This is a genomic window from Methylosinus sp. (assembly GCF_036560965.1).
Taxonomy (GTDB): Bacteria; Pseudomonadota; Alphaproteobacteria; order Rhizobiales; family Beijerinckiaceae; genus Methylosinus.
In genome coordinates, this window is record NZ_DATBQF010000044.1 from 37,201 (window position 1) to 63,133 (window position 25,933).

The following is a 25,933-nucleotide window of genomic DNA, read 5'->3' on the forward strand; positions in this document are numbered from 1 at the left end:
TTTTTTAGGACCGCCGCCGATAGCGTCCAGCGAGCCTCATGCCGCGCGCTCGACGCGTCCCGGAACGACGCGCAAAAGCTGCGCGCGGCCGGCGAGCGAGGCGAACACCTGCGGATCGGCGCCCGTCATCCACACTTGTCCGCCGATGCGCGAAAGCTCGGCGTAGAGCGCCTCGCGCCGCAGCGGATCGAAATGGGCGGCGACCTCGTCGAGCAGCAGCAGCGGCGCGCGTCCCGTGGTGGCGGCCACGAGGCGGGCGTGGGCGAGCACGAGGCCGGTCAGCAGCGCCTTCTGCTCGCCCGTGGAGCAGGCGCGCGCCGCCTCGTCCTTGGGGCCGTGGCGCACCGAAAGATCGCTCGCCTGCGGCCCTTCCAGCGTGCGGCCGGCGGCGGCGTCGCGGCGGCGCGAGGCGGCGAGCCGCGCGCGATATTGGTCCTCGACGCGCAGAGCGGGCTCTTCGCCGAGCATTCGCTCGAGGTCGCCCTCGATCGTGACATCGGCGAAGGGAAAGGGCGAGCTGTCGTCGCGCTCGCGCGCGATGAGGGCGCGCAGCCGCAGCACGGTCTCGCCCCGCGCGGCGGCGACGGCGACGCCGAGCGCGGCGATCTCGCGTTCCGCCGCATCGAGCCAGCGCGCGTCCGGCGCATCATCGGCGAGCAGGCGATTGCGATTGCGCAGGGCGCGCTCGAGCCTTGCCGCGCGCGCGCCGTGCTCGGCGTCCAGGCTGAGCGCCAGCCGATCCAGAAACCGCCGCCGATCGCCCGCCGGGCCGGCGAACAGCCCGTCCATGGCCGGCGTCAGCCACAGCGGGCGCAGATGATCGGCGAAAGCGCGGGCGGAGGCGGCCGGCGCGCGATCGATGCGAAAGCGCCGCGTCGCGCCCTGCTCGCCGCTCGCGGGCTCCAGCCCATGGCCGAGCTGCGTCGTGACGCCGTCGGCGGCGAGCTCGATGGAGACCGCGAAGCCGCCCGCGCCCTGGCGGCGCGCGCAATCGGAGAGCTCGGCGCCGCGCAGCCCCCGGCCGGAGGAGAATAGCGACAGCGCCTCGAGAATATTGGTCTTGCCGGCGCCGTTCTCGCCGGAGAGCGCGACGAGCGGCGCCTCGATCGCGCAATCGAGCGCGGCGTAGGAGCGATAGTCGGCGAGCAGCAGCCGGCGCGCCATGGGGGCGAGAATCGCGGGGGGATCGCTCGGCGTCATGCCGCACGCTTTGCCATGACCGCGCGCGAAGGGCCAGCGCGAGGGCGGCGGCCTCAGGCGCGCCCGTAGACTTCCGCGCCGGCCAGCAGGCGCAGGCGGAAGCTGGCGGCGTCGAAGCCGGCCTCGCCGTCGGCCTCGTCGATCAGCGGCTCGGCGGCGGCGGCTTTCAAGAGATCGGGGTGGATGAGGTTGGCGCCCAGCTCGCCGCCCGGGCTCGTCCAGCCGCGCAGGGCGTCGGCGCTCTGCAGCCGCAGCAGCGCGGTGACGCGCAGGTCTATGGCGACCGCGACGATGTCAGCCGTCTCGGACAGGCCGCGGCGATCGAGCAGCTCGAACAATCGAGCCGAGCGCGAGCCGGAAGCCCAGCGTTCCTCCGCCGGAAGCGAGCGCAGCATATCCAGCACCTCGCCGAGGAGATCGGCCGAGATCGGGATGCTATTCACTTTGTCGAGATAGTCGGACATCCCCTTTCCTCGCCCTTTCCTGGCGCGCGGGCGCTGACGAATATAGACCAAGGCGTCGCGACCGGATACGGCTTTGGCGCTGTTCGGCCGAATATGGTTGACGCCCGGCGCCGCCCTTTCCGGGCCGGCGCGAAAAAGAGTATTCTGTCGCCCCCTCATCGCCAGCGGAGCCGTCGCGTGGTCTTTTCCGATCCGCAGAGCCTTTCGGGCAACCCTGTTCCGCCGGGCGATCCTGTTCTGCCGGGCGAGCCTGTTCTGCGAGGTAAACGCATACTGCTCGTCGTCGGCGGCGGCGTCGCCGCCTATAAGGCGCTTGAGCTGGTGCGCCGGCTGCGCGAGCGCGGGGCGGCCGTGCGCGCTGTCCTCACCGGGGCCGCAACCCGCTTCGTCACGCCGCTCTCCTTCGCCAGCCTCACCGGGGAGCGCGTCCACGAGGATTTGTTCTCGCTCACCGACGAGCAGGAGATGGGCCATATTCGCCTCTCGCGCGAGGCCGATCTCGTCGTGGTCGCGCCGGCGACGGCGCATCTCCTGGCGCGCATGGCGCAGGGCCTCGCCGATGATCTGGCGACGACTCTCCTGCTCGCCACCGACAAGCGGACGCTGCTGGCGCCGTCCATGAATCTGCGCATGTGGCTGCATCCGGCGACGCAGCGCAATGTCGCGACGCTGCGCGGCGACGGCGCGCTTTTCGTGGGTCCCGACGACGGCGAGATGGCCTGCGGCGAGTTCGGCCCGGGACGGATGGCCGAGCCGCTCGCCATTGTCGCGGCAATAGAGGCGGCGTTGCGTGGGAATACGGTTTTGCCGCTTCCCGCGGTCGCGCAGGGGCCGCTCGCCGGACGCCATGTGCTCGTCACCTCGGGGCCGACGCGCGAGCCGATCGATCCGGCGCGCTATCTCTCCAACCGCTCCTCCGGCAAGCAGGGCCACGCAATCGCGGCGGCGGCGGCGCGCGCCGGCGCGCGCGTCACTCTGGTGAGCGGCCCGGTCGAGATCGCCGATCCGCAGGGCGTCGCGACGCATCATGTCGAGACGGCGCAGCAAATGCTCGCGGCGGTGGAGGCCGCGCTGCCGGCGGATATTTTCATCGCCGCCGCCGCCGTCGCCGATTGGCGGGTCGAGCCTTCGGCGGACAAGATCAAGAAATGCGCCGCGCGCGAGCCTCCGACGCTCGTTCTGCGCGAGAATCCGGACATTCTCGCCAGCATCGCGCAGCGGCGCGAGGGGCGGCCGGCGCTGGTCGTCGGCTTCGCCGCGGAGACGCGCGACGTGCTCGCCCATGCGCAGGAGAAGCTCGCGCGCAAAGGCTGCGATCTCATCGTCGCCAATGACGTGGGCGCGGCCGCCGGCGTGTTCGGCGCGGACAGCAACGAGGTCCATCTGGTCTCGGGCGCGGGCGTCGCATCTTGGCCACGGCTGGACAAAGCCGAGGTCGCGGCGCGGCTCGTCGCGCATATTTCGCAAAGACTGGCCGCGGAGGAGACGCCGTGATGAAGATCGCCATCCGCCGCCTTCCGCATGGCGAAGGCCTCGCCGCGCCCGCCTACGCCAGCGCGGGCGCCGCCGGCCTCGATCTCAGCGCGGCGATCGCGCCGGGCGGCAAGCTGGTGCTCGAGCCCGGCGCGCGCGATCTCGTGCCGACGGGCCTCTCCATCGCGCTGCCGCCGGGCTATGAGGCGCAGGTGCGGCCGCGCTCCGGCCTCGCGCTCGAATTCGGCGTGAGCGTGCTCAACGCGCCCGGCACCATCGACAGCGATTATCGCGGCGAGGTGAAGGTTCTGCTCGTCAATTTCGGGACGCACCCCTTCGAGATCTCGCGCGGCATGCGCATCGCGCAGCTGGTGGTTGCGCGCTACGAGCGAGTCGAGCTCGTCGAGGCCGCCGAGGCGTTGGCCGAGACCGCGCGCGGGGAGGGCGGCTTCGGCTCGACAGGGATGCGCGACGGCGGCGTGGCGAGCGAGGGCTGCGGGGAATGAGCCTGCTGCCGCGTCCCGCGCGCCTCGCCGTGCTGGCGGCGCTCGACATTGCTCTGCATGGGCGTTCGCGGCCGGTGTCGTCGCGCGCGCTGGCGGCGCGTCACGATCTGCCGCCGCGGCATCTCGAGAGCATGCTGCAAGCCATGGTCCGCGCCGGCATTCTCAAGAGCGTGCGCGGCCCGGCGGGCGGCTATGAGCTGGCGCGCGAGCGTCGCCGCCTCAATGTCGGCGAGATCGTGCGCGTCGCTCTGCGCGCGGAGGAGGGGGCGATCGACGGCGAGGGGCCGGCGCTGCTGAGGCTCGCGGTCGATCCCATATTCGCCGACGCCGAGCGGCAGGCGCTCGCCAAGCTCGATATGATCACCTTGGACGAGCTGCATGGGCAGGCGGTCGCCGCGGGCCTCGGCGAGATCGAGACGAACGAAGGCGATTTCGAAATTTGAGCGCCCATTCGGCGCCCGCAATGCAGGGGGCATGCATGGCGTGGCCACGCGGCCCGAGCGGGCCTTGCGGCCTCGACTCGCCGAATGATCGAGGAAACAGGAGGCCGGCCTTGGAATATGAGACGATCAAGATCGAAACGCATGGACGCGTCGCGCTGCTGCGGCTGGACCGTCCCCGCGCGCTCAATGCGCTGAACGCCCGTTTGATCGGCGAGGTCGCCGACGCTTTGACGCATTTCGAGGCGGACGCGGGAATCGGCTGCGTCGTCCTCACCGGCTCCGCCGAGGCTTTCGCCGCCGGAGCCGACATCAAGGAGCTGCGCGACAAGACCGTCGCCGAGGCCTATCTCGACGACTTCCTGGCGCGCTGGGACGGGGTGGCGCGGGCGCGCAAGCCTGTCATCGCCGCCGTCGCCGGCTATGCGCTCGGCGGCGGCTGCGAGCTCGCCATGATGTGCGACTTCATCCTGGCCGCGGACACCGCCAAATTCGGCCAGCCCGAGATCAAGCTCGGCGTCATTCCAGGGTCCGGCGGCACGCAGCGTCTGGTGCGCTCCATCGGCAAATCCAAGGCGATGGAGCTGGTCCTGACCGGACGGCTGATGGGCGCGGAAGAGGCCGAGCGCTGCGGCCTCGTCGCGCGCATTCTGCCGGCGGACCGGCTGATCGAGGAGGCGTTGAAGACGGCGCAGACGATCGCGGCGCTGTCCCTGCCGGCCGTTCTCATGGCCAAGGAGGCGGTCGAGCGCGCCTATGAGACGCCTTTGTCGGAAGGCGTGCGTTTCGAGCGGCGATTGTTCTATTCGCTGTTCGCGACGCATGACCAGAAAGAGGGCATGACCGCCTTCATCGAGAAGCGTCCGCCGCATTTCGAGCATCGTTGAGCGCGACTTCCGCGGCCGCTCCGGCATTCCTTCTTCGGAGCGAACTCCGATCGATCGAGTGAGTCCGGTCGATCGGAAGGCGCTCCAGCCGCTCGGACCGCGGGCATTGACGAAACGACGCCGGCGCGCGTATAAGGCCCGCGAGCTGGCCGCGATTTCGCGGCCGCTTTGCTTTTCTGGGCGGCGACCCCGCCCGCCTCGCCTCGACCGTCGAAGGAACAAAGATGGCCAACACCAGCTCGGCCAAGAAGGCCGTCCGAAAGATCGCCCGGCGCACGGCCGTCAACCGCGCGCGTCGCAGCCTGCTGCGCACGCAGGTTCGCAAGGTCGAGGAGGCGATCGCGAGCGGCGACGCCGCGACGGCCGCCGCCGTGCTCAAGAGCGTCGCGCCGGTCGTCATGCGCGCAGTGCAGCACGGCGTCATTCACAAGAATACCGCATCGCGAAAGGTCTCTCGTCTGACCGCTCGCGTGAAGGCGCTGTCCGCCTGATCTTTTCTTACGCAAACAGCGTGTTTCGAAAGCCCGGCTCCGCCGGGCTTTTTTGCGTTCTGCGTAATTCTTCGACCACGCGGGAAAACCGATTCCGCTAGTCCCCGTAGTGTGAGATTTATTTTCACACGTTTTTCTTGTGCGCAGAGTATATGGTTTAGAAACAGTTAATTGCATCATAGGCCCGTTGCGCCGGCAACGCTCGGCGGGCTTGACACGCGCTCTTCGCCGCTGCGGCGCTGCGGAGCTGCGGCGATCGCTCTGCGGCGCCCTCGTCGGCGATAGATTTTTCTGAGCGGGGAATCATGACTTTATCCTGGCGATGCGCGATGTGCGGCGGTGTTGCGGCGTCGATCTGGGCATTCTGCGGCTCGACGATCGTTGCGTGCGCAAAAGCGGGCGTGTAGGTTCTGAATGTGGCGTGGCGTTGCGGAGCGGCGTCGCTCAGATGGGTGAGTAAAAGCATGTAGGCCTTCGGCTGACACCGTCTCGGCGAGAGACCGCCCGACGCGTTCGACAAACGCGTCGACCACACCGTAAATGCATCGGCCGAATTCCCGCTGGGTGCGTTTCAGTCTGCGTATCTTCAGATCCGATTGTTAGGACCGCGACGAGCTTTCGCTCATCGCGGATGTAGGGGTGATGTGATGGCTTTTGGGCGGCGAGCCGACACGAGAACGAGCGACGACGAAGCGCAGCGCTACGGCGCGCCGCGTCGCAGTCGAAAGGGCAGGAGAAACCCGTTCGACTTCAGCGAGAGTTCCGTGGGTCCCCCGAGCAGGCTGTAAGCGTCCTCGAAGCGACGATCGCGCCTTTCGATCGAAACCGACCACTCTATCCGTTTCACTGTGACGACGCTGCCGAGGCGGCGCGCCTCAACTCGTCTTCAGCGCGAAAGAAAGCCATGTCCGATAATAACGAAGACCAGTCGAATTCCAGCGAAATGTCGGCCGAGGACCGGCAGAAATGGGAGCGCGTGCGGGGTCGGTTGCGCGCCGAGCTCGGCGAAGCGGTCTATAATTCCTGGTTTGCGCGGCTGGAGCTCGAAGGCGCGAAGGGCGGCGCCGCATTGCTGACGGTGCCGACGAAATTCTTGAAGAGCTGGATTCAGACTCATTACGCGGATCGCATTCGCACGCGGCTCTTCGCCGAGTTCACTTCGCTCGAGCAGATCGTCATCGACGTGCGTTCGCCGACGCGCCGCTCGCGTCCGCGCGATGCGGACTCCGCCGTCGGCGCGGCGACCGAGAAGGCGCAGACGCCCGCCATCGTCGAGCGCATCGAGGCGCAGCCCGCCAAGGCGCCCATGCGCGCGACGGGGCGCGGCGAGGGCGAGTCGTTCGGCGGCTCGCCGCTCGATCGTCGTCTTTCTTTCTCGACCTTTCTGGTCGGCCCCTCCAACCAGCTCGCCTATGCGGCCGCCTGTCGCGTCGCCGACGCCCGTCCCGGCGAGCATCCGTTGTTCAATCCGCTCTACACGCATGCCGCCGTCGGACTCGGCAAGACGCATCTGCTGCAGGCGGTGGCGCGCTCGGCCAATGACAATAAGCGTCGCGTGCTCTATCTGACGGCCGAGAAGTTCATGAGCGGCTTCGTCTCGGCGCTGACGCAGCATTCGTCGATCGCCTTCAAGGAGAAGCTGCGCAACATCGACGTGCTGATCATCGACGATGTGCAATTTCTGCAGGGCAAGTCGATCCAGCAGGAGTTCTGCCACACGTTGAACTCGCTCATCGACGCCGGCAAGCAGGTCGTCGTCGCGGCCGACCGTCCGCCGTCCGATCTCGAGACTCTCGACGAGCGCGTGCTCTCGCGCTTCAAGGGCGGGCTCTGCGTCGACATCGGCCCGCTCGACGAAGAATTGCGCATGAAGATTTTGGAGGCGCGCATCGCCGCCGCGCAGGAGGCGCAGCCCAATTTCCATGTGCCGCCGGCGGTCATGTCCTATATCGCCAAGACGATCGTGACCAACGGCCGCGATCTCGAAGGCGCGGTCAATCGCCTGCTCGCGCATTCGACGCTGAATGGCGCGCCGCTCTGCGTGGAGACGGCCGAGAACGCCATTCGCGATCTGGTGCGCAGCGCCGAGCCCAAGCGCGTCAAGATCGACGACATTCAAAAGCTCGTCGCCAGCCACTACAACATCTCGCGCGCCGATATTCTCTCCTCGCGCCGCACCGCCAATGTCGTGCGCCCGCGGCAGATCGCCATGTATCTGTCCAAGGTGCTGACGCTGCGCTCGCTGCCGGAGATCGGCCGGCGCTTCGGCGGACGCGACCATACGACCGTGCTGCACGCGGTGCGCAAGGTCGAGGATCTCGCCTCCAAGGACAAGAGCCTGTCCGAGGTGATCGAGCTGTTGAAGCGAATGCTCGCCGAATGAGAGGCGCATGGCCGCGCGCTCAGCGCGGCCGCCACATGCGCGCGTCGGGCTCGATCGGATAGGCTGCGTCCCATTCCGCGAGCTTGCGCTCATAGAGCGCCGCATAATCGGCGTCGCTCTGCAGCTCGATCTTCTCGAGATCGAGATCGAGCCCGATCTCGTGATAAATGTCGAGATTGCGTAGATCGGGCCGCGGCAGCGCGCCGCTCTCGTAATCGCTCCACATAGCGCGATAGAGCGTCTCCAGCTCGGCGACGAGACGCGGCGTGTCGAACAGCAGCGATGTGTCGCGCGCTCTCGCCAGCTTGTCGCGGACGCCTGCGAGCTTGCGCCTGTCTTTGCCGAGCTCGATCGCGAGCGCGATGTAATCCTCGGCCGAGGCGCAGGCGAGCTCGCCGACGCCGGCCGCGCGCACCAGGCTCGCGCAGACGCGCGAGGCGAAGCTGCGGCCGGGGTAGGTGACGATCGGCACGCCCATCCACAGCGAATCGGCGGCCGTCGTATGGGCGCCATAGGGGAAATTGTCGAGGAAGAGATCGGCGAGCGCATAGCGCGCCAAATGCTCCGGATTGGCCATTTTATCGGCGAAGACGATGCGCTCCGGCGCGACGCCGCGCGCCTTCGCCTCCGCCCGCACGCGGTCGTTGGTCTGTTCCGTGCCGGTCAGCAGCCACAGCACGCTGCCCGGAACCGCCGTCAATATGCGCGCCCAGCGGTCGAAGGTCAGAGCGGTGAGCTTCTGCATGCCGTTGAGCGAGCAATAGACGAAAGCGTCTTCCGGCAGCCGCGCCTCGGCGCGCGTCGGGCGGCTCGGCGCGACGACGCGCTTGCGGTCGTTGGGCTGATAGCAGGGCAGACGCAGCACTTTCTCGGAATAATAGATCTCCGACCCTTCCGGAACGATCACCGGATCGGCGATGATGTAATGATGGTAGGGGCTGCCCATCGTGCCGGGAAAGCCGAACCAATTGACGATGATCGGCGCCGGCCGCAGCGAGAAGACCTTGGTGCGCGCGTCCTTGGTGTAGCCGTTGAGATCGACGAGAATATCGATTTCGTCCTCGGCGATTTTTCGCGCGGCGGTCTCGTCGTTCATTCCATTGATGTCGGTCCAGCGATCCACGGCGGCGACGATGCGCTCGCGCGTCGGATCATTGCGCGCGATGCCGCAATAATAGGCGTGGATCTCGAAATGGGCGCGATCATGCGATTCGAGCACATCCGTCATGGCGAAGCCGACGGCGTGCTCGCGTAGATCGGAGGACACATAGCCGATGCGCAGCTTTCCTTTGGCGGCCGTCCGCTTCGGCTCCGCGGGGAGCAGGCGGCGCTCGGGCCGGCCGATGGCGCGCTTTTCGTAGTGATGCGCCTTGGCGAGCTGGAACATCGGATCGTCGCAATGATTGGCGAGCGACAGCGACGAAATTCCATTGGCGAGATCGGCGCGGCTCACGCGCTCCGAGGGCGGCATCACGGGCCATTTGCATTGCCGCTGGCGCAGCGCGATCCAATGCTGGACCACCTCCTGCCGCTTGGGGTCGATCTCGAGGATCTGCCGCAGCGCATCTTCGGCCGCCTCGTCCTTGTTGAGGCTCTCGAGCACGCGTCCGGTCTGCTGCAGCGCGCTCAGTCTGTGAGCGACGGCGTCGCCATTGATGGCGGCGGTCCGCTCGACCAGCGCCATCCATTGCGCGACCGCCGCGCCGATCTGGCCCGAATCCTCGAGCAGCCGCCCGAGATTGATATAGGGCGGCTGGAAATCCGGCTGGATGCGGATCGCCTCGCGCAGCGCATTGATCGCGCCGGGGCGGTCGCCCGTCTCCGACAGCGCGGTCGCATAGTTGAAATAGGCCGCATAGACGACGGGATCGTCCGAATTGAAGGCGATCCAATGCTTATAGAGCTCTGCCGCCCGTCGATCGAGCCCCGCCGCCTTGATCTGCGCGGCGGTCATGAACAGATCGGCGATCGTCAGCTTGCGCGAGAAGGATTTCTCGATCGCATTTTTGAACAGCGCGAGGGCGGACTCCGATTCGTTCGGCTGCGTGGTCATGTCGACGTCCATTCGAGAGGGCGGCGCCCGAGCGATGCCGCCCGAAGCGCCGTTGCGGACGCGTGACGAAGGTCACCGCGTCTCGCGCCCCCCGCCGTCAGCCGATGAGAGACACGAGCGCGATAGCTTGATCCACGGACATTGCCTGAATCTGGGTTGTCGTGAAGGCGTTGCCCTGGGTCGTGGACAGCGAGGCGATATCGCTCGTCGTGAGTCCGGCGATCGCTGTCGTCGTGAGCGCCGGAATGCCGGTCGTGCTGCTCAGAGCCGTGAAATTGGTCGTGCTCAGCGCGGCGAGCTGCGTCTTGGTGAGGCCCGCGACCTGCGTGCTGCTCAGGCCGTCGATCTCGGTCGTGGTCAGTGAATTGACCGCCGTCGCCGAGAGGGCTCCGACCTGCGCCGAGGTCAGCGCGCCGACCTGGGTCGATGTGAGATTGCCGACCGCGGTCGAGTCCAGCCCGGAGATTTGCGAGGTCGAGAAATCGCCGGCGTCGATCGCATCCAGATAGCTCGCCGAGAGCCCGTCCAGCTGCGTGGCGGTGAGGCCGCGGACCTGGGTCGAGCTGAGGTCGGTGACCTGCGTGGTGGAGAGATTGGAGAAGGCCGTCGTCGTCATCTTGCCGATCTGCGTTGCGGTAAGGCCGGCGAGCTGCGTGGAGGAGAAGGCCTGCACCTCGGTGGAGGTGAGCGCGCCGAAGGCGGTGGCGGAGAGCGCGCCGATCTGCGCCGAGCTGAGACCGCCGACCTGAGTCGTCGAGAGGTCGCCGACGGTGGCGGCTCCGAAGGCGGCGATCTGGCTGGTGGAGAAGTCCGCCGTGTCGACGGCGTCGAGATAGGAGGCGGTCAGCCCGCCGATCTGCGTGGCGGTGAGGCCGCGAACCTGGGTCGAGCTGAGGTCGGTGACCTGGGTCGTGGAGAGGTTGGAGAAGGCGGTGGCAGTCAGCTTGCCGATCTGGGTGGCGGTGAGGCCGGCGAGCTGCGTGTTGTTCCACGCCTGGACTTCCGTCGACGAGAGGCCGGCGAAAGCAGTGGCCGACAAAGCGGAGATTTGCGCGGAGCTGAGGCCTTCCGCCTGAGTGGTAGAGAGATTGCCGGCGGCGGCGGCGTCGAGGCCGGCAATTTGGGAGGTGCTCAGATTGGCGAGATTGACGGCGATGAGATCGTCGGTGCTCAGCGCATTGAGCTGCGAGGTGGTGAGCCCGCGCAACTGCGTCTGGCTCAGCGAGGTGATCTGCGTCGTCGACAGATTGCTGATCGCGGAGGTGGTGAGCTTGCCGATCTGCGTGGAGGTGAGCGCGCCGAGCTGCGTGCCGTCCCAGCCTTGCAGCTCGGTCGAGGTGAGCGCGCCGATCTGCGAGGAGGTGAGGGCCGAGACCTGGGTGGCGGTGAATTCGTCGGCCTGCGTGGTCGTCAGCGTGCCGATCTGCGCGAGCGACAGGCCGGCGATGGCGTTGGCCGAGAGAGCCGCGATCTGCGTCTGCGCCAGATATTGGAGATCGGTCGAGTTGAGGACGTTGAGCTGCGTCGATTTGAGCGCGGACGCCTGCGTGGTGCTCAACGCGGCAATGTCCGTCGTCGACAGATTGGACATGATCGTGGTGGTGAGCCCGGCAACCTGAGTGGCGGTGAGAGAGGTGAAGATCGAGGTCATCGGGCGCTCCGCTTCTAATGAAGCTGTTTACGAAGATACGAACGTGGGACGGCGTCACATTTGTCGGCTCGAGCGCGCGAGGCTCGGGCGGTCGGGCGCGAACGGAGACGCAGCGACGACGCGCGAGCGATCGCTCCGGCGCGAGCGGCCGGCGGCTGTGTCTTCGTCACAAAGGTTCGGGGAACACCGTCGCGCCAGGCCGTGCCTTCCGTGGGAGCCCTGAGAGCCGAGGCGGCTCGAGGGTCCTGCGCGGGGCCAGCGACGGACAGATCATCTGTCCTGTTCGGCGCGAATGCGAGGCGGATGCATCATCGGATGGCTTCGCGGGTCGGACAATCGCACGCAGGTCTTAATAAACGTCTAAATGAAATAGCTAACAAAAACTTGGCGTCGAGAGACGCCGAGGGCCACGCGGCGACGGTCACGCGCCGGGGCCGATCTCCCTCTCGTCGAGCGCGACGGATTTCACCAGCGCGAAAATTTCGACGCCGACGGTCAGATTCATCTCGGCGACGGAGAGCCGCGTCGCCGCCGATATGAGCCTGCCGCCGCCTTGCAGCTCGATCTGCACGAAGGCGAGCGGACTGGCGTCCTCGTCTATGGCGACGATGCGTCCCTCGAGCACGGTGCGGATGCTGATGTCCTGGGGCCTGCGCCGCGCCAGCGCGACATCGGTGGCGTTGATGAGCGCGCGCACCTTGCGGCGTCCGTCGGCGATATGGGCGGCGATGACGATCTCGCCGGCCGGATGCTCGAGCCGCGTCACGCCAAAGCGCGGATCGAAGGCGCCGACCTCCGCCTCCAGCGCGCTCACCAGCGAGAAGCGGCCGCCTTCGACGAGCCGGCTCGCGGCGGCGAGCGTCTCCGACGGCAGGCCCTGCGCGACGATGCGGCCGCGATCCAGCGAGACCACCTCGTCGGCGAGGCGCAAAATTTCGTCGGCCGCATGGGAGACGAGCAGGATCGGAATGGCGAATTCGTCGCGCAGCCGCTCGATCAGCGTCATGATCTCCTGGCGCCGGTCATAGTCGAGCGAGGCCATGGGCTCGTCCATCACCAAGAGGCGCGGCGAGCACAGCAGCGCGCGCGCGAGTCCGACGCGCTGGCGCTCGCCGCCCGACAGCGCTCCGGCGCGGCGGCGCAGCAGATGCGCGACGCCGAGCGTCTCGACGACCGCGTCGAACGGCACGCGGCGCTCCTCCTTCGGCGTGAAGAAGCGGCCGAACAAAATATTCGTCTTGACGTCGAGATGCGGAAACAGCAGCGCGTCCTGAAACACGAGGCCGATGCGCCGTTTCTCCGGCGGAACGAGCAGGCGTTGCGCCGTATCGACGAGCCGCACGCCATTCACCACGATATGGCCCTCGTCCGGCGCGGCGAGGCCGGCGACGAGATGGGCGAGCGTCGTCTTGCCGGAGCCGGACGGCCCATGCAACGCGAGGATGCGCGCTTTCGACGCGAAGGCGGCGGCGAGGGTGAAGTCGCCGCGCCGCAAGGTGACGTCGACAGCGATCATTTGCCGGCTCTCGTCGCGTCGGCGCGCTTTTGCAATATTTCCGAGACCACGAGCGCGGTCACGGCGATCACCGCCGACACGGCCGCGAGCCGCAGCGCGTCGGCGTCGCCGTCCGGGGTCTGGGTGAGGCTGTAGATGGCCGAGGGAATCGTCTGCGTCTCGCCGGGGATGTTGGAGACGAAGGTGATCGTCGCGCCGAACTCGCCGAGCGCCTTGGCGAAGCCGAGAATCGCTCCGACGATGAGGCCGGGCGCCGCCAGCGGCAGCGTCACCAGGAAAAATGTCCACAGCGGATTGGCGCCCAGCGAGCGGGAGGCGAGCGCCAACCGCTCGTCTATGCTCTCGAAGGAGAGGCGAATCGGGCGGATCATCAGCGGAAAGCTCATGACCGCGGCGGCCAGCGCCGCGCCGGTCCAACGAAAGGCGAAGACGACGCCGAAATAATCCGCGAGGAAGGAGCCGAGCGGCGTCCTGCGGCCGAGCAGCAGCAGCAGCGCGAAGCCGGTGACGACCGGCGGCATGACCAGCGGCAGATGAATGAGGGCGTTCAAGGCCGCATGGCCGGGAAAGCGCCAGCGCGCCAGCGCATAGGCGACGAAGACGGCCAGCGGCAGAGAAACGATGGTCGCCGTCCCCGCCACTTTCAGGCTGAGGGCGATCGCCGTCAGCTCTTGCGGGGAGAAGTCGAGGGAAGGCGCGAGATCCGAGAGTATCATATGCTCAGGGCTCTACGCCTTCGCTCGCGTTACGTCGAGTGCTTATATAGCGGCGTTGATCCAGCGCAGCAATTCGCCTTTCGGCACCGCGCCCACCTTTTGCGAGGCGGCCTTGCCGTCCTTGAAGATGATGAGCGTCGGAATGGAGCGAATGCCGAGCATGCCGGCGACGTTGGGATTCTCGTCGACGTTGAGCTTGACGATCTTGAGCTTGTCCTTGAGCTCGACGGCGATTTCCTCGAGCGCCGGCGCGATGGTGCGGCAGGGCCCGCACCATTCGGCCCAGAAATCCACGACGACCGGCTGGTCGGATTTCAGAACCTCGGCCTCGAAGCTCGCATCGGAGACTTTGACGGTCACGGCAGACATGGCATTCCTTTCGAATTGAAACTTTTTTAAAAGAGTAGGAACCGCGCGGCGCCACGTCAAGCCGAGGTCGGCTGCTAGAGGTCTGCCGCCAGAGGTCTGCTCCGTCCACTGCGCCGGCCGGCGCCCGACCGTTGACAGGGGCGGCGCCGAGCTGGTCTATGCGGCTGCGCCGCCGCATTCGTTCCGAGGAGGTTCGGCCTGTCGCTCGCCCAAACGCCAATCGTCGCCTATGTCGCCCCTTTCGAGCGGGCCTGGCACCATAGGGAGCTCATTCGCGCCGTCGTGCGGCGCGAGCTCACCTCCCGATTCCGCGGCTCGGTCCTCGGGCCGCTGTGGGCCGTGCTCGCGCCGCTGATCATGCTGCTCACCTATACGGTGTTGTTTTCCATAACAGTTCCGCAATTGTCGGCGGGCATGAGCACGGCCGACTACGCCGCCGGCATCTTTGTCGGGCTCATCGTCTTCAATTTGTTCAGCGAGCTCGCCTATCGCGCGCCGGGCCTGTTGCACGAGCATGTGACCTTCGTGAAGAAGTCGATTTTCCCCAGCGAGACCATCGCCTGGGTGGCGACGATTCGCGCCTTCGTCTATGGCGGCATCAGCCTCTGCGTCTATATGGCGTTCCGGCTGCTCACGGCGGGCGAGCTGCCGCTGACGATTTTGTTCACGCCGCTGCTGATCCTGCCCTTCGCCGCCTTCATGCTGGGCATCGTCTGGTTCCTGATGGCGCTCGGCGCCTTCACCCGCGATGTGGCGCATATCATGGTGTCGATCGTGCCGGTGCTGATGTTTGCGACGCCGATCTTCTATCGCCTCGATCAATTGCCGCCGCATATCTCGATCTGGCTGCGGCTCAATCTCGTCGGCGACTATATAGAGATGCTGCGCGGGGCGGCGCTCGACGGGGTGCTGCCCAACCCCATCGCCTATGTCGCGCTGGTGGCCATTTCCTACGGGATATTCCTGTTCGGCTACCAATTCTTCATGCGCTACAAATCGGTCATCGTCGATGTCATCTGAACCCATCATCCGCTGCGACAGCGTCGGCAAGGCGTTCCAGCTCTATCTGCACCGCAACGACCAGCTGAAGCAGGTGCTGTTCGGCCTGTGGAAAAAATTCTATCAGGAGCATTGGGTGCTCCATAATGTCGGCTTCGAGGTCTCCAAGGGCGAGAAAGTCGGCATCATCGGCCGCAATGGCGCTGGCAAGACGACGCTGCTGCAGATTCTCTGCGGCATCACGCGGCCGACTCGCGGCGCCTTCGAGGTGAAGGGCCGCATCGCGCCGATTCTCGCGCTGGGCTCCGGCTTCGACGGGCTGCTGACCGGGCGCGAGAACGCCATGATCGGCGGCGCGATTTTGGGCCTGAAGCGCAAGGAGGTGGAGAAGCGCCTGCCGGCGATCGCCGCTTTCGCCGATATCGGCCCCTTCTTCGATCAGCCCATGCGGCTCTATTCCAGCGGCATGGTGGCGCGCGTCGCCTTCGCCATTTGCGCCAACGCCGACGCCGATATTCTCATCGTCGACGAGGCGCTGTCGGTCGGCGACGAGGTGTTCCAGGCCAAATGCGAGGCCTTTATCGCCGATTTCGCCAAGACCGGCACCATTTTGATGGTCTCGCACGACCTCCGCTTCCTCGCCGATCTCTGCGACCGCGTGATCTGGATCGACGACGGCGCGGTGCGCGAGAGCGGCGCGCCGGAGGAGGTGATTCCCCATTATCGCGAGGTCGTGCTCGCCGCCGCCTGAGTCGTGCGACGGGGGCGGAGGAGCGCAAGCCTCCGGTCAGGCCGCGAGGCTCTGCGGCTCTGTGGCGACGGTTTCAAAGTTGGAAAGCCGGCGCATCGGGCTCGTGCTCATATTGCGGCGGAAAATCAGCAGAATCGACACGCCGACTTCGAGCGCCGCCGCCGCAGCGAGCAGAAAGGCGAAGCGCGCATCGACGCGCAGCATCGATTCGAGCGCCACGAGAAAGAAAATATGCGCCGCCGGAATGGCGATGATGACGAAGGAGCTCATGCCGCCGCGGCGTCCGGTGACGCTGCCGAAGGTCAGCACCAGCGCCATCGCCAATAGCGTATGGGCGATGGCCAGCAGTGGCACGCCGAAGCGCTTGGCCGCCTCGGCCATCCACTCGCCGGCCTGGCGCCGGTCGAGCCGGGCGACCTGCCAATTGGCGATGAATTCCGGCAGCGTCAGCTCATAGACGCCGCGCCAATTGCGCGGCGGCAGCGCCTCGCTGCCCTGCATCGGCAGCGCCATGGCGTATTCGTCGAAATTGGCGATCCGCACCTCATCGGTGTCGAAGGGCTTGGTCTGTATGCTGCCGTTGGACAGCGCCACGATGACGCCCGAGGGCTGGCGGCGGAATTCGGCGCGCGCCGCTGTGATCGTCTCCTCCTGGCGCTTCTCGATGGAGATTTGCCGCACGAAGAGATTGACGGCGATGTCCGGCGTCTCCCAGCGCTGGAGGTAGAGCGTCTTCACGCCATTGTCGAAAGTGTAGAAATGCGCCGCGTCCAACATGCGGTGGTTCAGCGAGTTGCGCACCACATTGATGACGTCCTGCAAGCCGCTGGCGTAATAGGGCGCGACGAGATTGGCGAGCCCATAGCCGACGACGACGAGCGCGCCGGCGCAGACGATCGCCGGCCGGCACACCGACCACACCGACAATCGCAGCGCATAGAGCACGGCGATCATGCCCTCATTGGACATGCGCGCGAATTCGAGCGCCGTGGCGACGCCGATCGCCATGGGCAGGGTGATGAAGCCGACGGTCGGCATGGTGCCGATCAGCGCCGGAACCAGCAGGCCGGCGCGAATCGCGGCCGGCGTCAGCGTGTAGAGCAGATAGGAGAGGACCACCGGCACGATGAGCGCGAGCTGGACGACGAGCGTGCTGAGCAGGATTCGCCGGGCGAGGTAGAGGAAGAGAAGGCGAGGCATGAGTCCTGTTCCGCGCGTCGAGAGCGGCTTCCGCGCTCTCGGTCCTCGAACCCGCGCGAATCGCTCGACAGTCCTGGTCGAGCGGAAAGCGCGCTAGTGCGACCCTCCCGAAAGGAAGGCCGCCGCCGCACGCTATTCTCATAGCGGAATTCGGCCTATTTGCGAAATCTCGCCCAGGCGGCTTTGGAAAACTCCTTCCAGGCCGCGTCGAAGACGCCGGTCGAGGGCAGGGCGGTGGCTCCCGCCCAATGAGCGAAATAGATTTCCTTGCTGTCCGGATCGAGCGGCTTGCCCTCCGAAAAGGTGATTCCCGGCGCCTTGTAGAAGCTCTCATGCGAGGCGCGCTCGACGCAATGCGGCAAAAGCGTGATGGCCAGCCCGCGCCTATGGGTCACGAAATTGACCAGCGGCTGGGCGAAGAGCTGCCCGCGCTTGCGCACCTCGTGGAAGATTTTCGCGTCGTCGCGAATCGTCTCGATGAAGTGCTCGAGCTTCAGATATTTGCTCGATGTGACCCAGAAGCCGTCATTGAACAGCAGCGCGTCGCGCAGAAAGGGGTAGTCCGCCTTCTTCTCGTTGTAGACATATTCGAAGCTCGGCGAAGCGACGATGAATTCGGTCTTTTTGGCCTCGAGCCGGCCGAAAATGGGCGAAAAATCGCGAAACAGCACGACATCCACATCGACATAGGCGACCTCGTCCAGCGGCAGGGCGAGCGCCTGCAGCTTGCGCAGCCGGCGGCGATTGCCGTTGAAGGGGCCGGGATAGAGCTCCGCCGCGAGTCGGTCGATCGCCTCGGGAACCTCCTCGATGAAATGCGCGCCGTAGAGCTCCGCCGCGCGGCGCGTCTGCGCGACATTCTCGTCATAGGGAACGAGATAGAGCGGCAGATGGGCGTTGGTTTGCGCATAGCTCTCGAGGAACGGGAGCAGCCAGTCGATGATCTTGTCGTTTCCGACGATCGCGACGCCATAGCGCTTGCCCGGAGCCGCCCCGCTCAAGTCTGCGGCGGCAGATTCGGGGGCGGCGGACTCGGGGGCGGCGCGTAGCGGGGAAAAATCTGGATTTGCGGGTCGAAGGCTCATATACCCCGTCTACTTGGAAACGCCGCCGCAGGGCAAGCCGCCGGGCGGCCAGGGGCTGTGCCCGGAAGACCGAACGCAACGGGAGGCGCCGATAGAGTCCCTTGTTTCCAATGATGCTTCAGCCGATGTGCGGCCGCTTGCCGGCAAAACGGTCGCAGTGGTCCATGCGGCCTGGCATTCCTGCGGCAGCTATCAGGTCAATGTCGGCCAGCTCGAGGCCTATCGCGCGCTCGGCGCGCGGACGATCTCGATCGCGCTGATGGACGCGCCGGCGCCGCCGCCGCCCGAGGGCGCGCGCTGGCAGGCCTATCTCGCCGCCTCCGCCGATCTGCCGGCGGATCGGCGCTATTTCTGCGGCCCGAGCCGATGGGCCGCGCTCGCGCCTTTCTTCCTCGCTCGGGCCTGGTGGCGGCTGATCCACGGCGATCAGGCGACATGGCTCGTCGAGCTCGCCAAGATCGCCGCCTCGCCGCCGGGCCTCGCGGACGAACATATCGATCTCGTCCATACGAATCATTACTTCACCCTTCCATTCGTTGCTCGATTGCTTCGCGGACGAAATATTCCGGTCATGGTCGAGACGCAGGACATACAGGCGCGTCAGTATATTCTGCGCAACCAGGGCGGGTTCTTCCTGCCTCCCTATGCGACCTATGACGACATGCTGTCGATCGAGCTCGAGTGGATGCGCGCCGCGGACCTCTGCATACATCTCAACGAAGAGGAGCGGGCCGAATTCGCCCGGCTGCTGCCGCAGGCGCAGCACCGCCTCGTCTATCCCGCCATCGCGCCGGTTCCCTGCGGGCCGGGCGGCGAGCGCATCGTCATCGTCGCCAGCGACAATTACGCGAATTTCGTCAGCCTGCGCTGGTTCCTGCGCGAGGTCGCGCCGCTGGCGCCGAACGTCGAGGTGGAGATCTACGGCAATATCGACGCCGGGGTGAGGAGCCGCGACAAGGCGCTCTTCGACGCCCATCGGCGGCTCTTCAAGGGCCGCGTCGACGATATCGGCGCCGTCTATGCGCAGGCCGCCTGCGTGCTGCTGCCGACGATCGAGGGGCATGGACTCTCGGTCAAGGCGGTGGAGGCGATGGCGAGCGGCGCGCCGCTCATCGCCACGCGCCGGGCGTTTCGCGGGATGGCGATCGATCCCGAGCGGCTGAGCAATGTGACGCTCGCCGACGAGGCGGGCGCTTTCGCGGCCGCTTTGCGCGACGCCGGCCGTCGCCGCGACGGGGGCCCGCGCGCCCAGTCGGACACGCGCGGTCTCTATGACGCGATGTTCAGCGCCGTCGCCTATGCGCGCGCCTTGCGCGAGGCGGCCGCGCCGCTGCTCGCACGATGAACGCTGCTCACGCAATGAATGGTCCCGCCGTTCTTCCGCTCGCCGGCCGTCATGTCGCCATCGTGCATCCGGCCTGGCATTCCTGCGGCACGTATCGCGTGGTGCTGGGGCAGGTCGCCGCCTATCGCGCGCTCGGCGCGCGCGTCGCGCCGGTCGCGATCTGCGATCTGCCGGGCTTCTCGCCGGATCGCGCCTGGCGCTGGCGTTCCTTCGTGGAGGCGACGCCGGAGCTGTCGGAGGGCGCGCGTTGGTTCGGCGGCGCGCCCTTTCACGCTTTCGCGGCGCCGCGCTTTCTGCGCGACGTGCTCTGGCCCTTTCTCCATGGCGATCAGGCGGTCATTCGCGCCGGCGTCGCCGAGCGCGCCGAGCTGGCGCCGGGTCTGACCGATCGCCGCTTCGATCTGGTCCATTGCAATCATTTCTTCCTGATGTCGGTAGCGAAGCGCCTCGCGCGCGGCGCGCCGATCCTGCTCGACAGCCATGATCTGCAGGCGCGCCAATTCGCGCTGATGAACGAGCACTCGTTCTTGCTGCCGCCGCGCGTGACCTATGAGCAAATGCTCGCCCGCGAGCTCGATATGATGCGCGGCGCCGATCTGCTGCTGCATCTCAATGCGCAGGAATATGATGATTTCCGCGCGCTGCTGCCGGAGAAGGAGCACGCGCTGCTCTATCCGAGCGCGCCGGCGGCGCCGCTCGGCCCCGGCGGCGGCGATATTCTGCTGGTCGCGAGCAACAACAGCGCCAATGTCGACAGCGTCTGCTGGTTCCTGCGCGAGGCGCTGGCCGGCGCGCAGATTCCGCGATTGCGCATCGTCGGCAATGTCGACGCCGGCGTGAAGTCGCGCGATCCCGCGCTCTACGCCGCTCATCGCGCTTCCTTCGTCGGCCGCGTCGACGATCCCGGCGCCGCCTATGCGACCGCGCGTCTCGTGCTGCTGCCGACGATCAGCGGCCATGGCCTCTCGATCAAGACGGTGGAGGCGATGGCGAGCGGCCTGCCGCTCCTGTCCACCAGTCACGCCTTCCGCGGCATGAGCGCGGATATTTCACGCTTCGCCAATGTGGCCATCGCCGATACCGCCGAGGATTTCGCGCGCGCGCTGCGCGCGGCGGCGGCCGACGATTCCGTTCCGAGCGAAGCGCAGCGCGCGGCGAGCGACACGCGGCGCTTCTATGACGCGCATTTCTCGCTCGACGCCTATCGCGCCAATCTCGCGGCGCTGGCGCCGCCGCTCATCGGCGCCGCGATGCGCGTCTGACGGCGCGCATCAAACGTAATCCAGCAGCCGCGCGAGATCGAAGCTCGAGCGCTTCCCCAGATCGTCGCCGTTGCGATCGAGAAAACCCTGCGCGCGTCGGCGGCCTTCGTCGCGCAGCATGAGCAGGAAATCCCACTCCGCGATGAGCTTGGAGGAGGCGGACAGCTCCGCCGCCATATCGGTGGCGATGGCGTGAATGCGCATGGAGGCCCAGCGCGCGCCCTCGCTATGGCCGGGATCGGCGACTTGGCGCAGCAGCGCGATCATGCGCAGCTCTTTGAGCAATGGCGAGTTGAAGGAAATCTCGTTCAGCCGGTTCAATATGTCGATCGCGCTGCGCGGCGTCTCCTTGCGCTCGATCGGATTGACCTGCACCAAAATCGTGTCCTGCGACGCGCATTCGCGCACCAGCGGCGTGATCGTCGGATTGCCGGCGTAGCCGCCGTCCCAATAGGCTTCGCCGTCGATCTCGATCGCCTGGAACATGGTCGGCAGGCAGGCCGAGGCGAGCAGCGCCTCCGCGGAGAGATCGGCGTTGCGGAAGACTCGCGCGCGGCCGGTGCGCACATTGGTCGCCGTCACGAACAGCTTGATCGGGGCTCGGGCCAGACGCTCGAAATCGATGGTCTCGCGCAATATGTCGCGCAGCGGATTGGCGCCGGCGGGGTTGAGGTCATAGGGCGAGACCAGGCGCGAGGCCATGTCCATGGCGAGAAAGGCCGGCGAATTGTCCAGCGTCCAGCGGCCGAGCGCCCTATCCAGCGGGGTGCGTTGCAGCGGGCTGAAACGGGCCGCGCCGGCGACGCGCCGCCAGAAGCTCTCCATCGCGGCGCGGGCCCCTTCGGCGCCGTCCAGCGAGACGCCGTGGATCAGCGCCGCGGCGTTCATCGCGCCGGCGGAGGCGCCGGAGACCCCGTCTATGCGCAGCCAGGGCTCCTCGATCAGCCGATCGAGAACGCCCCAGGTGAAGGCGCCATGCGCGCCGCCGCCCTGCAACGCCAGGTCGACGAGGATTTCGTCTCGCATCGCGCCCGCCCCGCCCTCATGTCAGGCATGAAATAGGGGAGAGACGACAAAAGCGTAGCGTATTTTCCCCGTCCTACGCGCGCGGGCTTGACCCGCGCCGCCGAGGCGCCATTCTTCTGTCATGATCCGCATGGGCCATCCAATCCATCCGCAGCCGGGCGCGAGCTTCGCCAATCTCGGCGATCGGCCGCGCGAAATCTTTCGCCAGATCGTCGACACTTACCTGTCGAGCGGCGATCCGGTCGGCTCGCGCCAGCTCTCGCGGCTGTTGCCGATGGCGCTGTCGCCGGCCTCCGTGCGCAATGTGATGCAGGATTTGGAGGAGCTCGGCCTCGTCTATGCGCCGCACACCAGCGCCGGCCGCATGCCGACCGAGCTCGGCCTGCGCTTTTTCGTCGATTCGCTGCTGCAGATCGGCGACGTCGCCGAGGACGAGCGCGCGCAGATCGAGGCGCAGGTCGAGGCCGCCTCCAAGGACCATGATCTCGAGGGCGTGCTGGCCGAGGCGACGACCATGCTCTCCGGCCTCACCCGCGGCGCCGCCGTCGTCGTGACCAGCAAGGACAATGCGCGGCTGAAGCAGATCGAATTCGTGCGCCTCGAGCCGGAGCGCGCGCTCGCCATTCTCGTGGGCGAGGACGGCTCGGTCGAAAATCGCGTGCTGCAGGTGCCGCGCGACCTTCCGGCCTCCTCGCTGATCGAGGCGGCCAATTATCTCAACGCCCGCATTCGCGGCCTCACGCTCGGGCAGGTCCGCTCGGAGATCGAGGACGCGCGCAAGGCGGCGCAGACCGAGCTCGACGCATTGACGGCGAGGCTGGTCGACGCCGGGCTCGCGAGCTGGGGCGGGGCGGCGACCGAGCACCGCCAGCTCATCGTGCGCGGCCAGGCCAATCTGCTCGAGGATCTGACCGCTATGGCCGATCTCGACCGCATTCGGCTGCTCTTCTCCGATCTCGAGACCAAGACCGAGGTCATCGATCTTCTGGAGCGCGCCGAGACGGGGGAGGGCGTGCGCATCTTCATCGGCTCGGAGAACCGGCTGTTCTCGCTCTCCGGCTCCTCGATGATCGCCGCGCCATTGCGCGACGGCAATAAGCGCATCGTCGGCGCGCTCGGCATCATCGGCCCGACGCGGCTCAATTACGCGCGCATCGTGCCCATGGTGGATTACACGGCGAAGGTGGTGGCGCGGGTGGTCGGCGGCTAGCGTTCGCGCGGCGGTTTCGGATCGGAAATTTTCATGTCACAGCCCGGCGGCGCATTCGATGCGGCGGCGCATTTCGACGAGGCTTCGGCGACGCGATACGATCGCAGAATTCGATCGTTCTGCCCGAGCTACGACGCGCTGCACCACATGATGGCCGCTTGGTTCGAACGCCTGCCGGAGCGAGCCGAATTTCTATCCGCCGGCGCGGGGACAGGGGCGGAAATTCTCGCTCTGGGCCGCCGCTTCCCCTTCTGGCGCTTCACCGCGGTCGATGTCTCACGCGATATGTCGAACGCTTGCCGCGATCGCGTCGCCGCGACCGGAATGGCGGACCGGACGGCCTGCTTTCATGGGCGATTGCAGGAGTTTCGATCGCCGACGCCATTCGACGCGGCTTCGTCCATATTCGTCTCTCACTTCATCGCAGGGCGCGAGGAGAAGCTCGCCTATTTCCGCGCCGTCTCGTCCCTTCTGAAGCCCGGAGGGGCGTTCGTTCTCGCCGATCTTTTCGGCGATAGAGCATCGCGCGAGTTCGGCCCGCTGCTGGAAGCCTGGCTCGCGTCTCACGCGTCGCAGGGCGTCGAGCCGCGGGAGTTGGAGAAGGACCGCGCTCATATCGACGATGACATCGCTTTCGTCTCCGAGAGCGAATTGCGCGATTTGCTGAACGAAGCGGGATTCGACGCGCCCATCCGCTTCTATCAGACGTTCCTCTTCGGCGGCTGGGCGATGACGAAACGACAGTGAGCGCAAAAACAAGCGTCGCGTGATGCGGCGGGCAATGAAAAACGGCGCCCCGAAGGGCGCCGTTTCCATTTTCGGCAGATGAGCGGCTGCGCTCAGGAGTTGTAGGCGCGCTCGCCGTGCTCGGCGATGTCGAGGCCCTCGCGCTCCTGATCGGGAGCGACGCGCAGGCCGATGACCACATCGACGATCTTGTAGAGGATCGCCGAGCCGATGCCCGAATAGAGGATGGTCGCGCCGACGGCGGTCGCCTGCGAGATCATCTGCTGGGCCATGTCGTATTTGCCGGCGAAATTCTCGCCGATGTTGGTGTAGTCGGTGATGCCGACGCCGCCGAGGTCCGGGCTCACCAGAATGCCGGTGGCCAGAGCGCCGGTGATGCCGCCGATCGCATGGACGCCGAACACGTCGAGCGAGTCGTCATAGCCGAAGAAGTTCTTCACCTTGGAGACGAAGAACAGGCTGATCGGCGAGACGATGAAGCCGAGCGCGATGGAGCCGATCGGACCCGCGAAGCCCGAAGCCGGCGTCACCGCGACGAGGCCGGCGACCGCGCCGGAGATGAGGCCGAGCAGCGAGGGCTTGCCCTTCAGCGCCCATTCCGCCAGCAGCCAGGAGAGCGCCGCCGCGGCGGTCGCCACCATGGTGTTGACGAAGGCGAGCGCCGTCGTGCCATTGGCCTCGAGGTTGGAGCCGGCGTTGAAGCCGAACCAGCCGACCCACAGTAATGAGGCGCCGACCATCGACAGGGTGAGCGAATGCGGCGGCAAGGCCTCTTTGCCATAGCCGATGCGCTTGCCGACGATGATTGCGCCCACCAAGCCGGCGATTCCGGCGTTGATGTGCACCACCGTGCCGCCCGCGAAGTCCATCGCGCCCTTGGCCCAGAGCCAGCCCGCGTTGGCCGTCACCTTGTCCAGGCCGGCCTGGTTCACAATGCCGTCGGGGCCGTCCCAGTACCAGACCATGTGGGCGATCGGCAGGTAGCTGAAGGTGAACCAGAGCGCGGCAAACAGCAGCACGGCGGAGAACCGCGCACGCTCGGCCAGCGAGCCGATGACCAGCGCGACCGTGATGGCGGCAAACGTCGCCTGGAAGGCCATGTACATGAACTCCGGAATGGCTACCCCCTTGCTGAAGGTCGCGGCCATGGAGTCCGGCGTGACGCCCTTCATGAAGATCTTGTCCAGGCTGCCGAAGAACGGATTGCCGGCCGTGAAGGCCACGCTGTAGCCGTACAGCGTCCACAGGATGACGATGAGCGAGAAGATCACGAACACCTGCATCAGGATGCTGAGCATGTTCTTGCTGCGCACCAGGCCGCCGTAGAACAGCGCCAGCCCCGGAATGCTCATCATGATCACCAGCAGCGTGGCCACGATCATCCAGGCGGTGTCGCCCTTGTTGACGGTGTCGGCCGGTGCGGTCGCGGCGGAAGCAGCAGGTGCCGGCGCCGTTGCAGCCGCGGGGGCCGGCGCGGAAGCGTCAACAGGTTTGGCATCGGCAGCGGCCGATGCAGCAGGTGCCGCGGTAGCCGCCGCGGGCGCCGCCGGCGTCTGCGCCATGGCGAGGCCGCCCGTCAGCAGGCTCAGGCCCAGTGCGAGGGAGACAAGTAGTTTTTTCATGTTCTTGGCTTTCTGGTTGACGGGGATGTTCAGAGCGCGTCCTTGCCGGTCTCGCCGGTGCGGATACGCACGACCTGCTCCAGGTCGTACACGAAGACCTTGCCGTCGCCGATCTTGCCGGTGCGTGCGGCGGTTTCGATCGCCTCGATCACGCGCTCGACCAGTTCATCGGTGACGGCGGCCTCGACCTTGACCTTGGGCAGGAAATCGACCACATACTCCGCGCCGCGGTACAGCTCGGTGTGCCCCTTTTGCCGGCCAAAGCCCTTGACCTCGGTGACGGTGATGCCCTGTACGCCAATGCCCGAGAGCGCTTCGCGCACCTCATCGAGCTTGAACGGTTTGATGATGGCCGTGACGATTTTCATAAGCGTTTCTCCTTCTCGCGATGCGGTTCAAAAGGTGTAGAGGGCGCCCAGCACCACACCGGTGCCGCCCTTGTTGGCGCCGCTGGAGGTCAGGTACGCATGGGTGCTGGTGCCGACGACCGTGGCCGAGACCGACAACCCATGGCCCAGATCCTTGCCCAGCGCCAGC

25 protein-coding genes are annotated in these 25,933 nt (G+C 66.7%); 12 read left to right on the forward strand and 13 right to left on the reverse strand.

Annotated features, from left to right (window positions below; genetic code table 11):
- Nucleotides 1-36: 36 nt before the first annotated feature.
- Both recF and VIF40_RS12175 read right to left on the reverse strand, forming a co-directional pair.
- The gene (gene recF, locus VIF40_RS12170; protein WP_331937774.1) at nt 37-1,200 is read right to left on the reverse strand and encodes a DNA replication/repair protein RecF; all 1,164 of its coding nucleotides are present in this window, start codon (nt 1,198-1,200) and stop codon (nt 37-39) included.
- Nucleotides 1,201-1,253: 53 nt separating this feature from the next.
- Nucleotides 1,254-1,664 carry a hypothetical protein gene (locus VIF40_RS12175; RefSeq protein WP_331937775.1) on the reverse strand — a complete coding sequence of 137 codons (411 nt, stop codon included), beginning with the start codon at nt 1,662-1,664 and terminating at the stop codon, nt 1,254-1,256.
- A 177-nt stretch (nt 1,665-1,841) separates the two neighbouring features.
- On the opposite strand from VIF40_RS12175, the gene coaBC reads away from it, so the two are divergent.
- From coaBC to rpsT, 5 genes are all read left to right on the forward strand, one after another.
- Nucleotides 1,842-3,158, forward strand: a complete 1,317-nt coding sequence (gene coaBC / locus VIF40_RS12180) for a bifunctional phosphopantothenoylcysteine decarboxylase/phosphopantothenate--cysteine ligase CoaBC (RefSeq protein ID WP_414684796.1) — start codon at nt 1,842-1,844, stop codon at nt 3,156-3,158.
- Entirely contained in the window at nt 3,158-3,643 is a 486-nt protein-coding gene (gene dut, locus VIF40_RS12185; RefSeq protein WP_331937776.1) for a dUTP diphosphatase, read from the forward strand. Before coaBC ends, dut begins: the two co-directional genes overlap by 1 nt.
- Nucleotides 3,640-4,086 (forward strand): Rrf2 family transcriptional regulator, encoded by a 447-nt coding sequence (locus VIF40_RS12190; RefSeq protein WP_331937777.1) that lies wholly within the window; start codon nt 3,640-3,642, stop codon nt 4,084-4,086. Before dut ends, VIF40_RS12190 begins: the two co-directional genes overlap by 4 nt.
- A gap of 110 nt (nt 4,087-4,196) precedes the next feature.
- Nucleotides 4,197-4,970 (forward strand): enoyl-CoA hydratase, encoded by a 774-nt coding sequence (locus VIF40_RS12195; RefSeq protein WP_331937778.1) that lies wholly within the window; start codon nt 4,197-4,199, stop codon nt 4,968-4,970.
- 224 nt (nt 4,971-5,194) lie between these two features.
- Nucleotides 5,195-5,461 carry a 30S ribosomal protein S20 gene (gene rpsT, locus VIF40_RS12200; RefSeq protein ID WP_331937779.1) on the forward strand — a complete coding sequence of 89 codons (267 nt, stop codon included), beginning with the start codon at nt 5,195-5,197 and terminating at the stop codon, nt 5,459-5,461.
- A 157-nt stretch (nt 5,462-5,618) separates the two neighbouring features.
- On the opposite strand, the gene VIF40_RS12205 is transcribed toward rpsT, so the two are convergent.
- Nucleotides 5,619-5,927 carry a hypothetical protein gene (locus tag VIF40_RS12205; protein WP_331937780.1) on the reverse strand — a complete coding sequence of 103 codons (309 nt, stop codon included), beginning with the start codon at nt 5,925-5,927 and terminating at the stop codon, nt 5,619-5,621.
- A 438-nt stretch (nt 5,928-6,365) separates the two neighbouring features.
- Between VIF40_RS12205 and dnaA the strand changes: the two genes are divergently transcribed.
- Complete coding sequence (gene dnaA / locus VIF40_RS12210; protein ID WP_331937781.1) at nt 6,366-7,844, forward strand: chromosomal replication initiator protein DnaA; 1,479 nt, start codon at nt 6,366-6,368, stop codon at nt 7,842-7,844.
- A gap of 19 nt (nt 7,845-7,863) precedes the next feature.
- On the opposite strand, the gene VIF40_RS12215 is transcribed toward dnaA, so the two are convergent.
- The 5 genes from VIF40_RS12215 to trxA all read right to left on the reverse strand — a co-directional run bounded on the left by VIF40_RS12215 (nt 7,864) and on the right by trxA (nt 14,149).
- Complete coding sequence (locus VIF40_RS12215; RefSeq protein ID WP_331937782.1) at nt 7,864-9,897, reverse strand: glycosyl transferase; 2,034 nt, start codon at nt 9,895-9,897, stop codon at nt 7,864-7,866.
- A 97-nt stretch (nt 9,898-9,994) separates the two neighbouring features.
- Nucleotides 9,995-11,548: a hypothetical protein gene (locus VIF40_RS12220; RefSeq protein ID WP_331937783.1), complete on the reverse strand. Its 1,554-nt coding sequence runs from the start codon at nt 11,546-11,548 to the stop codon at nt 9,995-9,997.
- A 421-nt stretch (nt 11,549-11,969) separates the two neighbouring features.
- Entirely contained in the window at nt 11,970-13,064 is a 1,095-nt protein-coding gene (gene modC / locus VIF40_RS12225) for a molybdenum ABC transporter ATP-binding protein (RefSeq protein WP_331937784.1), read from the reverse strand.
- Complete coding sequence (gene modB / locus VIF40_RS12230; protein ID WP_331937785.1) at nt 13,061-13,780, reverse strand: molybdate ABC transporter permease subunit; 720 nt, start codon at nt 13,778-13,780, stop codon at nt 13,061-13,063. Before modB ends, modC begins: the two co-directional genes overlap by 4 nt.
- Before the next feature lie 42 nt (nt 13,781-13,822).
- Nucleotides 13,823-14,149 (reverse strand): thioredoxin, encoded by a 327-nt coding sequence (gene trxA, locus VIF40_RS12235; protein ID WP_331937786.1) that lies wholly within the window; start codon nt 14,147-14,149, stop codon nt 13,823-13,825.
- A gap of 219 nt (nt 14,150-14,368) precedes the next feature.
- On the opposite strand from trxA, the gene VIF40_RS12240 reads away from it, so the two are divergent.
- Nucleotides 14,369-15,169 (forward strand): ABC transporter permease, encoded by an 801-nt coding sequence (locus tag VIF40_RS12240; protein ID WP_331937800.1) that lies wholly within the window; start codon nt 14,369-14,371, stop codon nt 15,167-15,169.
- Nucleotides 15,159-15,899, forward strand: a complete 741-nt coding sequence (locus VIF40_RS12245; RefSeq protein WP_331937787.1) for an ABC transporter ATP-binding protein — start codon at nt 15,159-15,161, stop codon at nt 15,897-15,899. The genes VIF40_RS12240 and VIF40_RS12245 overlap by 11 nt, the downstream gene beginning before the upstream one ends.
- A gap of 36 nt (nt 15,900-15,935) precedes the next feature.
- Here the strand turns inward: VIF40_RS12245 and VIF40_RS12250 are convergent, their stop codons facing one another.
- A complete protein-coding gene (locus VIF40_RS12250) occupies nt 15,936-17,099 on the reverse strand; it encodes an LptF/LptG family permease (RefSeq protein ID WP_331937788.1) in 1,164 nt (387 codons plus the stop codon).
- A gap of 155 nt (nt 17,100-17,254) precedes the next feature.
- A complete protein-coding gene (locus tag VIF40_RS12255) occupies nt 17,255-18,184 on the reverse strand; it encodes a hypothetical protein (protein WP_331937789.1) in 930 nt (309 codons plus the stop codon).
- Nucleotides 18,185-18,311: 127 nt separating this feature from the next.
- On the opposite strand from VIF40_RS12255, the gene VIF40_RS12260 reads away from it, so the two are divergent.
- Entirely contained in the window at nt 18,312-19,529 is a 1,218-nt protein-coding gene (locus VIF40_RS12260; RefSeq protein ID WP_331937790.1) for a glycosyltransferase, read from the forward strand.
- A gap of 14 nt (nt 19,530-19,543) precedes the next feature.
- Complete coding sequence (locus VIF40_RS12265; RefSeq protein ID WP_331937791.1) at nt 19,544-20,791, forward strand: glycosyltransferase; 1,248 nt, start codon at nt 19,544-19,546, stop codon at nt 20,789-20,791.
- 9 nt (nt 20,792-20,800) lie between these two features.
- On the opposite strand, the gene VIF40_RS12270 is transcribed toward VIF40_RS12265, so the two are convergent.
- The gene (locus VIF40_RS12270; RefSeq protein WP_331937792.1) at nt 20,801-21,817 is read right to left on the reverse strand and encodes a patatin-like phospholipase family protein; all 1,017 of its coding nucleotides are present in this window, start codon (nt 21,815-21,817) and stop codon (nt 20,801-20,803) included.
- A 121-nt stretch (nt 21,818-21,938) separates the two neighbouring features.
- Here VIF40_RS12270 and hrcA point away from each other — a divergent pair, with 121 nt between their 5' ends.
- The gene (gene hrcA, locus VIF40_RS12275) at nt 21,939-23,027 is read left to right on the forward strand and encodes a heat-inducible transcriptional repressor HrcA (protein WP_331937793.1); all 1,089 of its coding nucleotides are present in this window, start codon (nt 21,939-21,941) and stop codon (nt 23,025-23,027) included.
- A 33-nt stretch (nt 23,028-23,060) separates the two neighbouring features.
- Nucleotides 23,061-23,774, forward strand: coding sequence for an SAM-dependent methyltransferase (locus tag VIF40_RS12280; protein ID WP_331937794.1), 714 nt, complete (start codon nt 23,061-23,063; stop codon nt 23,772-23,774).
- A 92-nt stretch (nt 23,775-23,866) separates the two neighbouring features.
- Here the strand turns inward: VIF40_RS12280 and VIF40_RS12285 are convergent, their stop codons facing one another.
- Both VIF40_RS12285 and VIF40_RS12290 read right to left on the reverse strand, forming a co-directional pair.
- Nucleotides 23,867-25,336, reverse strand: coding sequence for an ammonium transporter (locus VIF40_RS12285; protein ID WP_331937801.1), 1,470 nt, complete (start codon nt 25,334-25,336; stop codon nt 23,867-23,869).
- A gap of 89 nt (nt 25,337-25,425) precedes the next feature.
- Entirely contained in the window at nt 25,426-25,764 is a 339-nt protein-coding gene (locus VIF40_RS12290; protein WP_331937795.1) for a P-II family nitrogen regulator, read from the reverse strand.
- Between the last annotated feature and the right edge of the window lie 169 nt (nt 25,765-25,933).

What these genes read in the sequence shown, in the direction of transcription:
- recF (WP_331937774.1), bottom strand. Translation starts at nt 1,200, where the DNA reads ATGACGCCGAGCGATCCCCCCGCGATTCTCGCCCCCATGGCGCGCCGG.
- VIF40_RS12175 (WP_331937775.1), bottom strand. Translation starts at nt 1,664, where the DNA reads ATGTCCGACTATCTCGACAAAGTGAATAGCATCCCGATCTCGGCCGAT.
- dut (WP_331937776.1), top strand. Translation starts at nt 3,158, where the DNA reads ATGAAGATCGCCATCCGCCGCCTTCCGCATGGCGAAGGCCTCGCCGCG.
- VIF40_RS12190 (WP_331937777.1), top strand. Translation starts at nt 3,640, where the DNA reads ATGAGCCTGCTGCCGCGTCCCGCGCGCCTCGCCGTGCTGGCGGCGCTC.
- rpsT (WP_331937779.1), top strand. Translation starts at nt 5,195, where the DNA reads ATGGCCAACACCAGCTCGGCCAAGAAGGCCGTCCGAAAGATCGCCCGG.
- VIF40_RS12205 (WP_331937780.1), bottom strand. Translation starts at nt 5,927, where the DNA reads ATGCTTTTACTCACCCATCTGAGCGACGCCGCTCCGCAACGCCACGCC.
- dnaA (WP_331937781.1), top strand. Translation starts at nt 6,366, where the DNA reads ATGTCCGATAATAACGAAGACCAGTCGAATTCCAGCGAAATGTCGGCC.
- VIF40_RS12215 (WP_331937782.1), bottom strand. Translation starts at nt 9,897, where the DNA reads ATGACCACGCAGCCGAACGAATCGGAGTCCGCCCTCGCGCTGTTCAAA.
- VIF40_RS12220 (WP_331937783.1), bottom strand. Translation starts at nt 11,548, where the DNA reads ATGACCTCGATCTTCACCTCTCTCACCGCCACTCAGGTTGCCGGGCTC.
- modC (WP_331937784.1), bottom strand. Translation starts at nt 13,064, where the DNA reads ATGATCGCTGTCGACGTCACCTTGCGGCGCGGCGACTTCACCCTCGCC.
- modB (WP_331937785.1), bottom strand. Translation starts at nt 13,780, where the DNA reads ATGATACTCTCGGATCTCGCGCCTTCCCTCGACTTCTCCCCGCAAGAG.
- trxA (WP_331937786.1), bottom strand. Translation starts at nt 14,149, where the DNA reads ATGTCTGCCGTGACCGTCAAAGTCTCCGATGCGAGCTTCGAGGCCGAG.
- VIF40_RS12245 (WP_331937787.1), top strand. Translation starts at nt 15,159, where the DNA reads ATGTCATCTGAACCCATCATCCGCTGCGACAGCGTCGGCAAGGCGTTC.
- VIF40_RS12250 (WP_331937788.1), bottom strand. Translation starts at nt 17,099, where the DNA reads ATGCCTCGCCTTCTCTTCCTCTACCTCGCCCGGCGAATCCTGCTCAGC.
- VIF40_RS12255 (WP_331937789.1), bottom strand. Translation starts at nt 18,184, where the DNA reads ATGAGCCTTCGACCCGCAAATCCAGATTTTTCCCCGCTACGCGCCGCC.
- VIF40_RS12265 (WP_331937791.1), top strand. Translation starts at nt 19,544, where the DNA reads ATGAATGGTCCCGCCGTTCTTCCGCTCGCCGGCCGTCATGTCGCCATC.
- VIF40_RS12270 (WP_331937792.1), bottom strand. Translation starts at nt 21,817, where the DNA reads ATGCGAGACGAAATCCTCGTCGACCTGGCGTTGCAGGGCGGCGGCGCG.
- hrcA (WP_331937793.1), top strand. Translation starts at nt 21,939, where the DNA reads ATGATCCGCATGGGCCATCCAATCCATCCGCAGCCGGGCGCGAGCTTC.
- VIF40_RS12280 (WP_331937794.1), top strand. Translation starts at nt 23,061, where the DNA reads ATGTCACAGCCCGGCGGCGCATTCGATGCGGCGGCGCATTTCGACGAG.
- VIF40_RS12285 (WP_331937801.1), bottom strand. Translation starts at nt 25,336, where the DNA reads ATGGCGCAGACGCCGGCGGCGCCCGCGGCGGCTACCGCGGCACCTGCT.
- VIF40_RS12290 (WP_331937795.1), bottom strand. Translation starts at nt 25,764, where the DNA reads ATGAAAATCGTCACGGCCATCATCAAACCGTTCAAGCTCGATGAGGTG.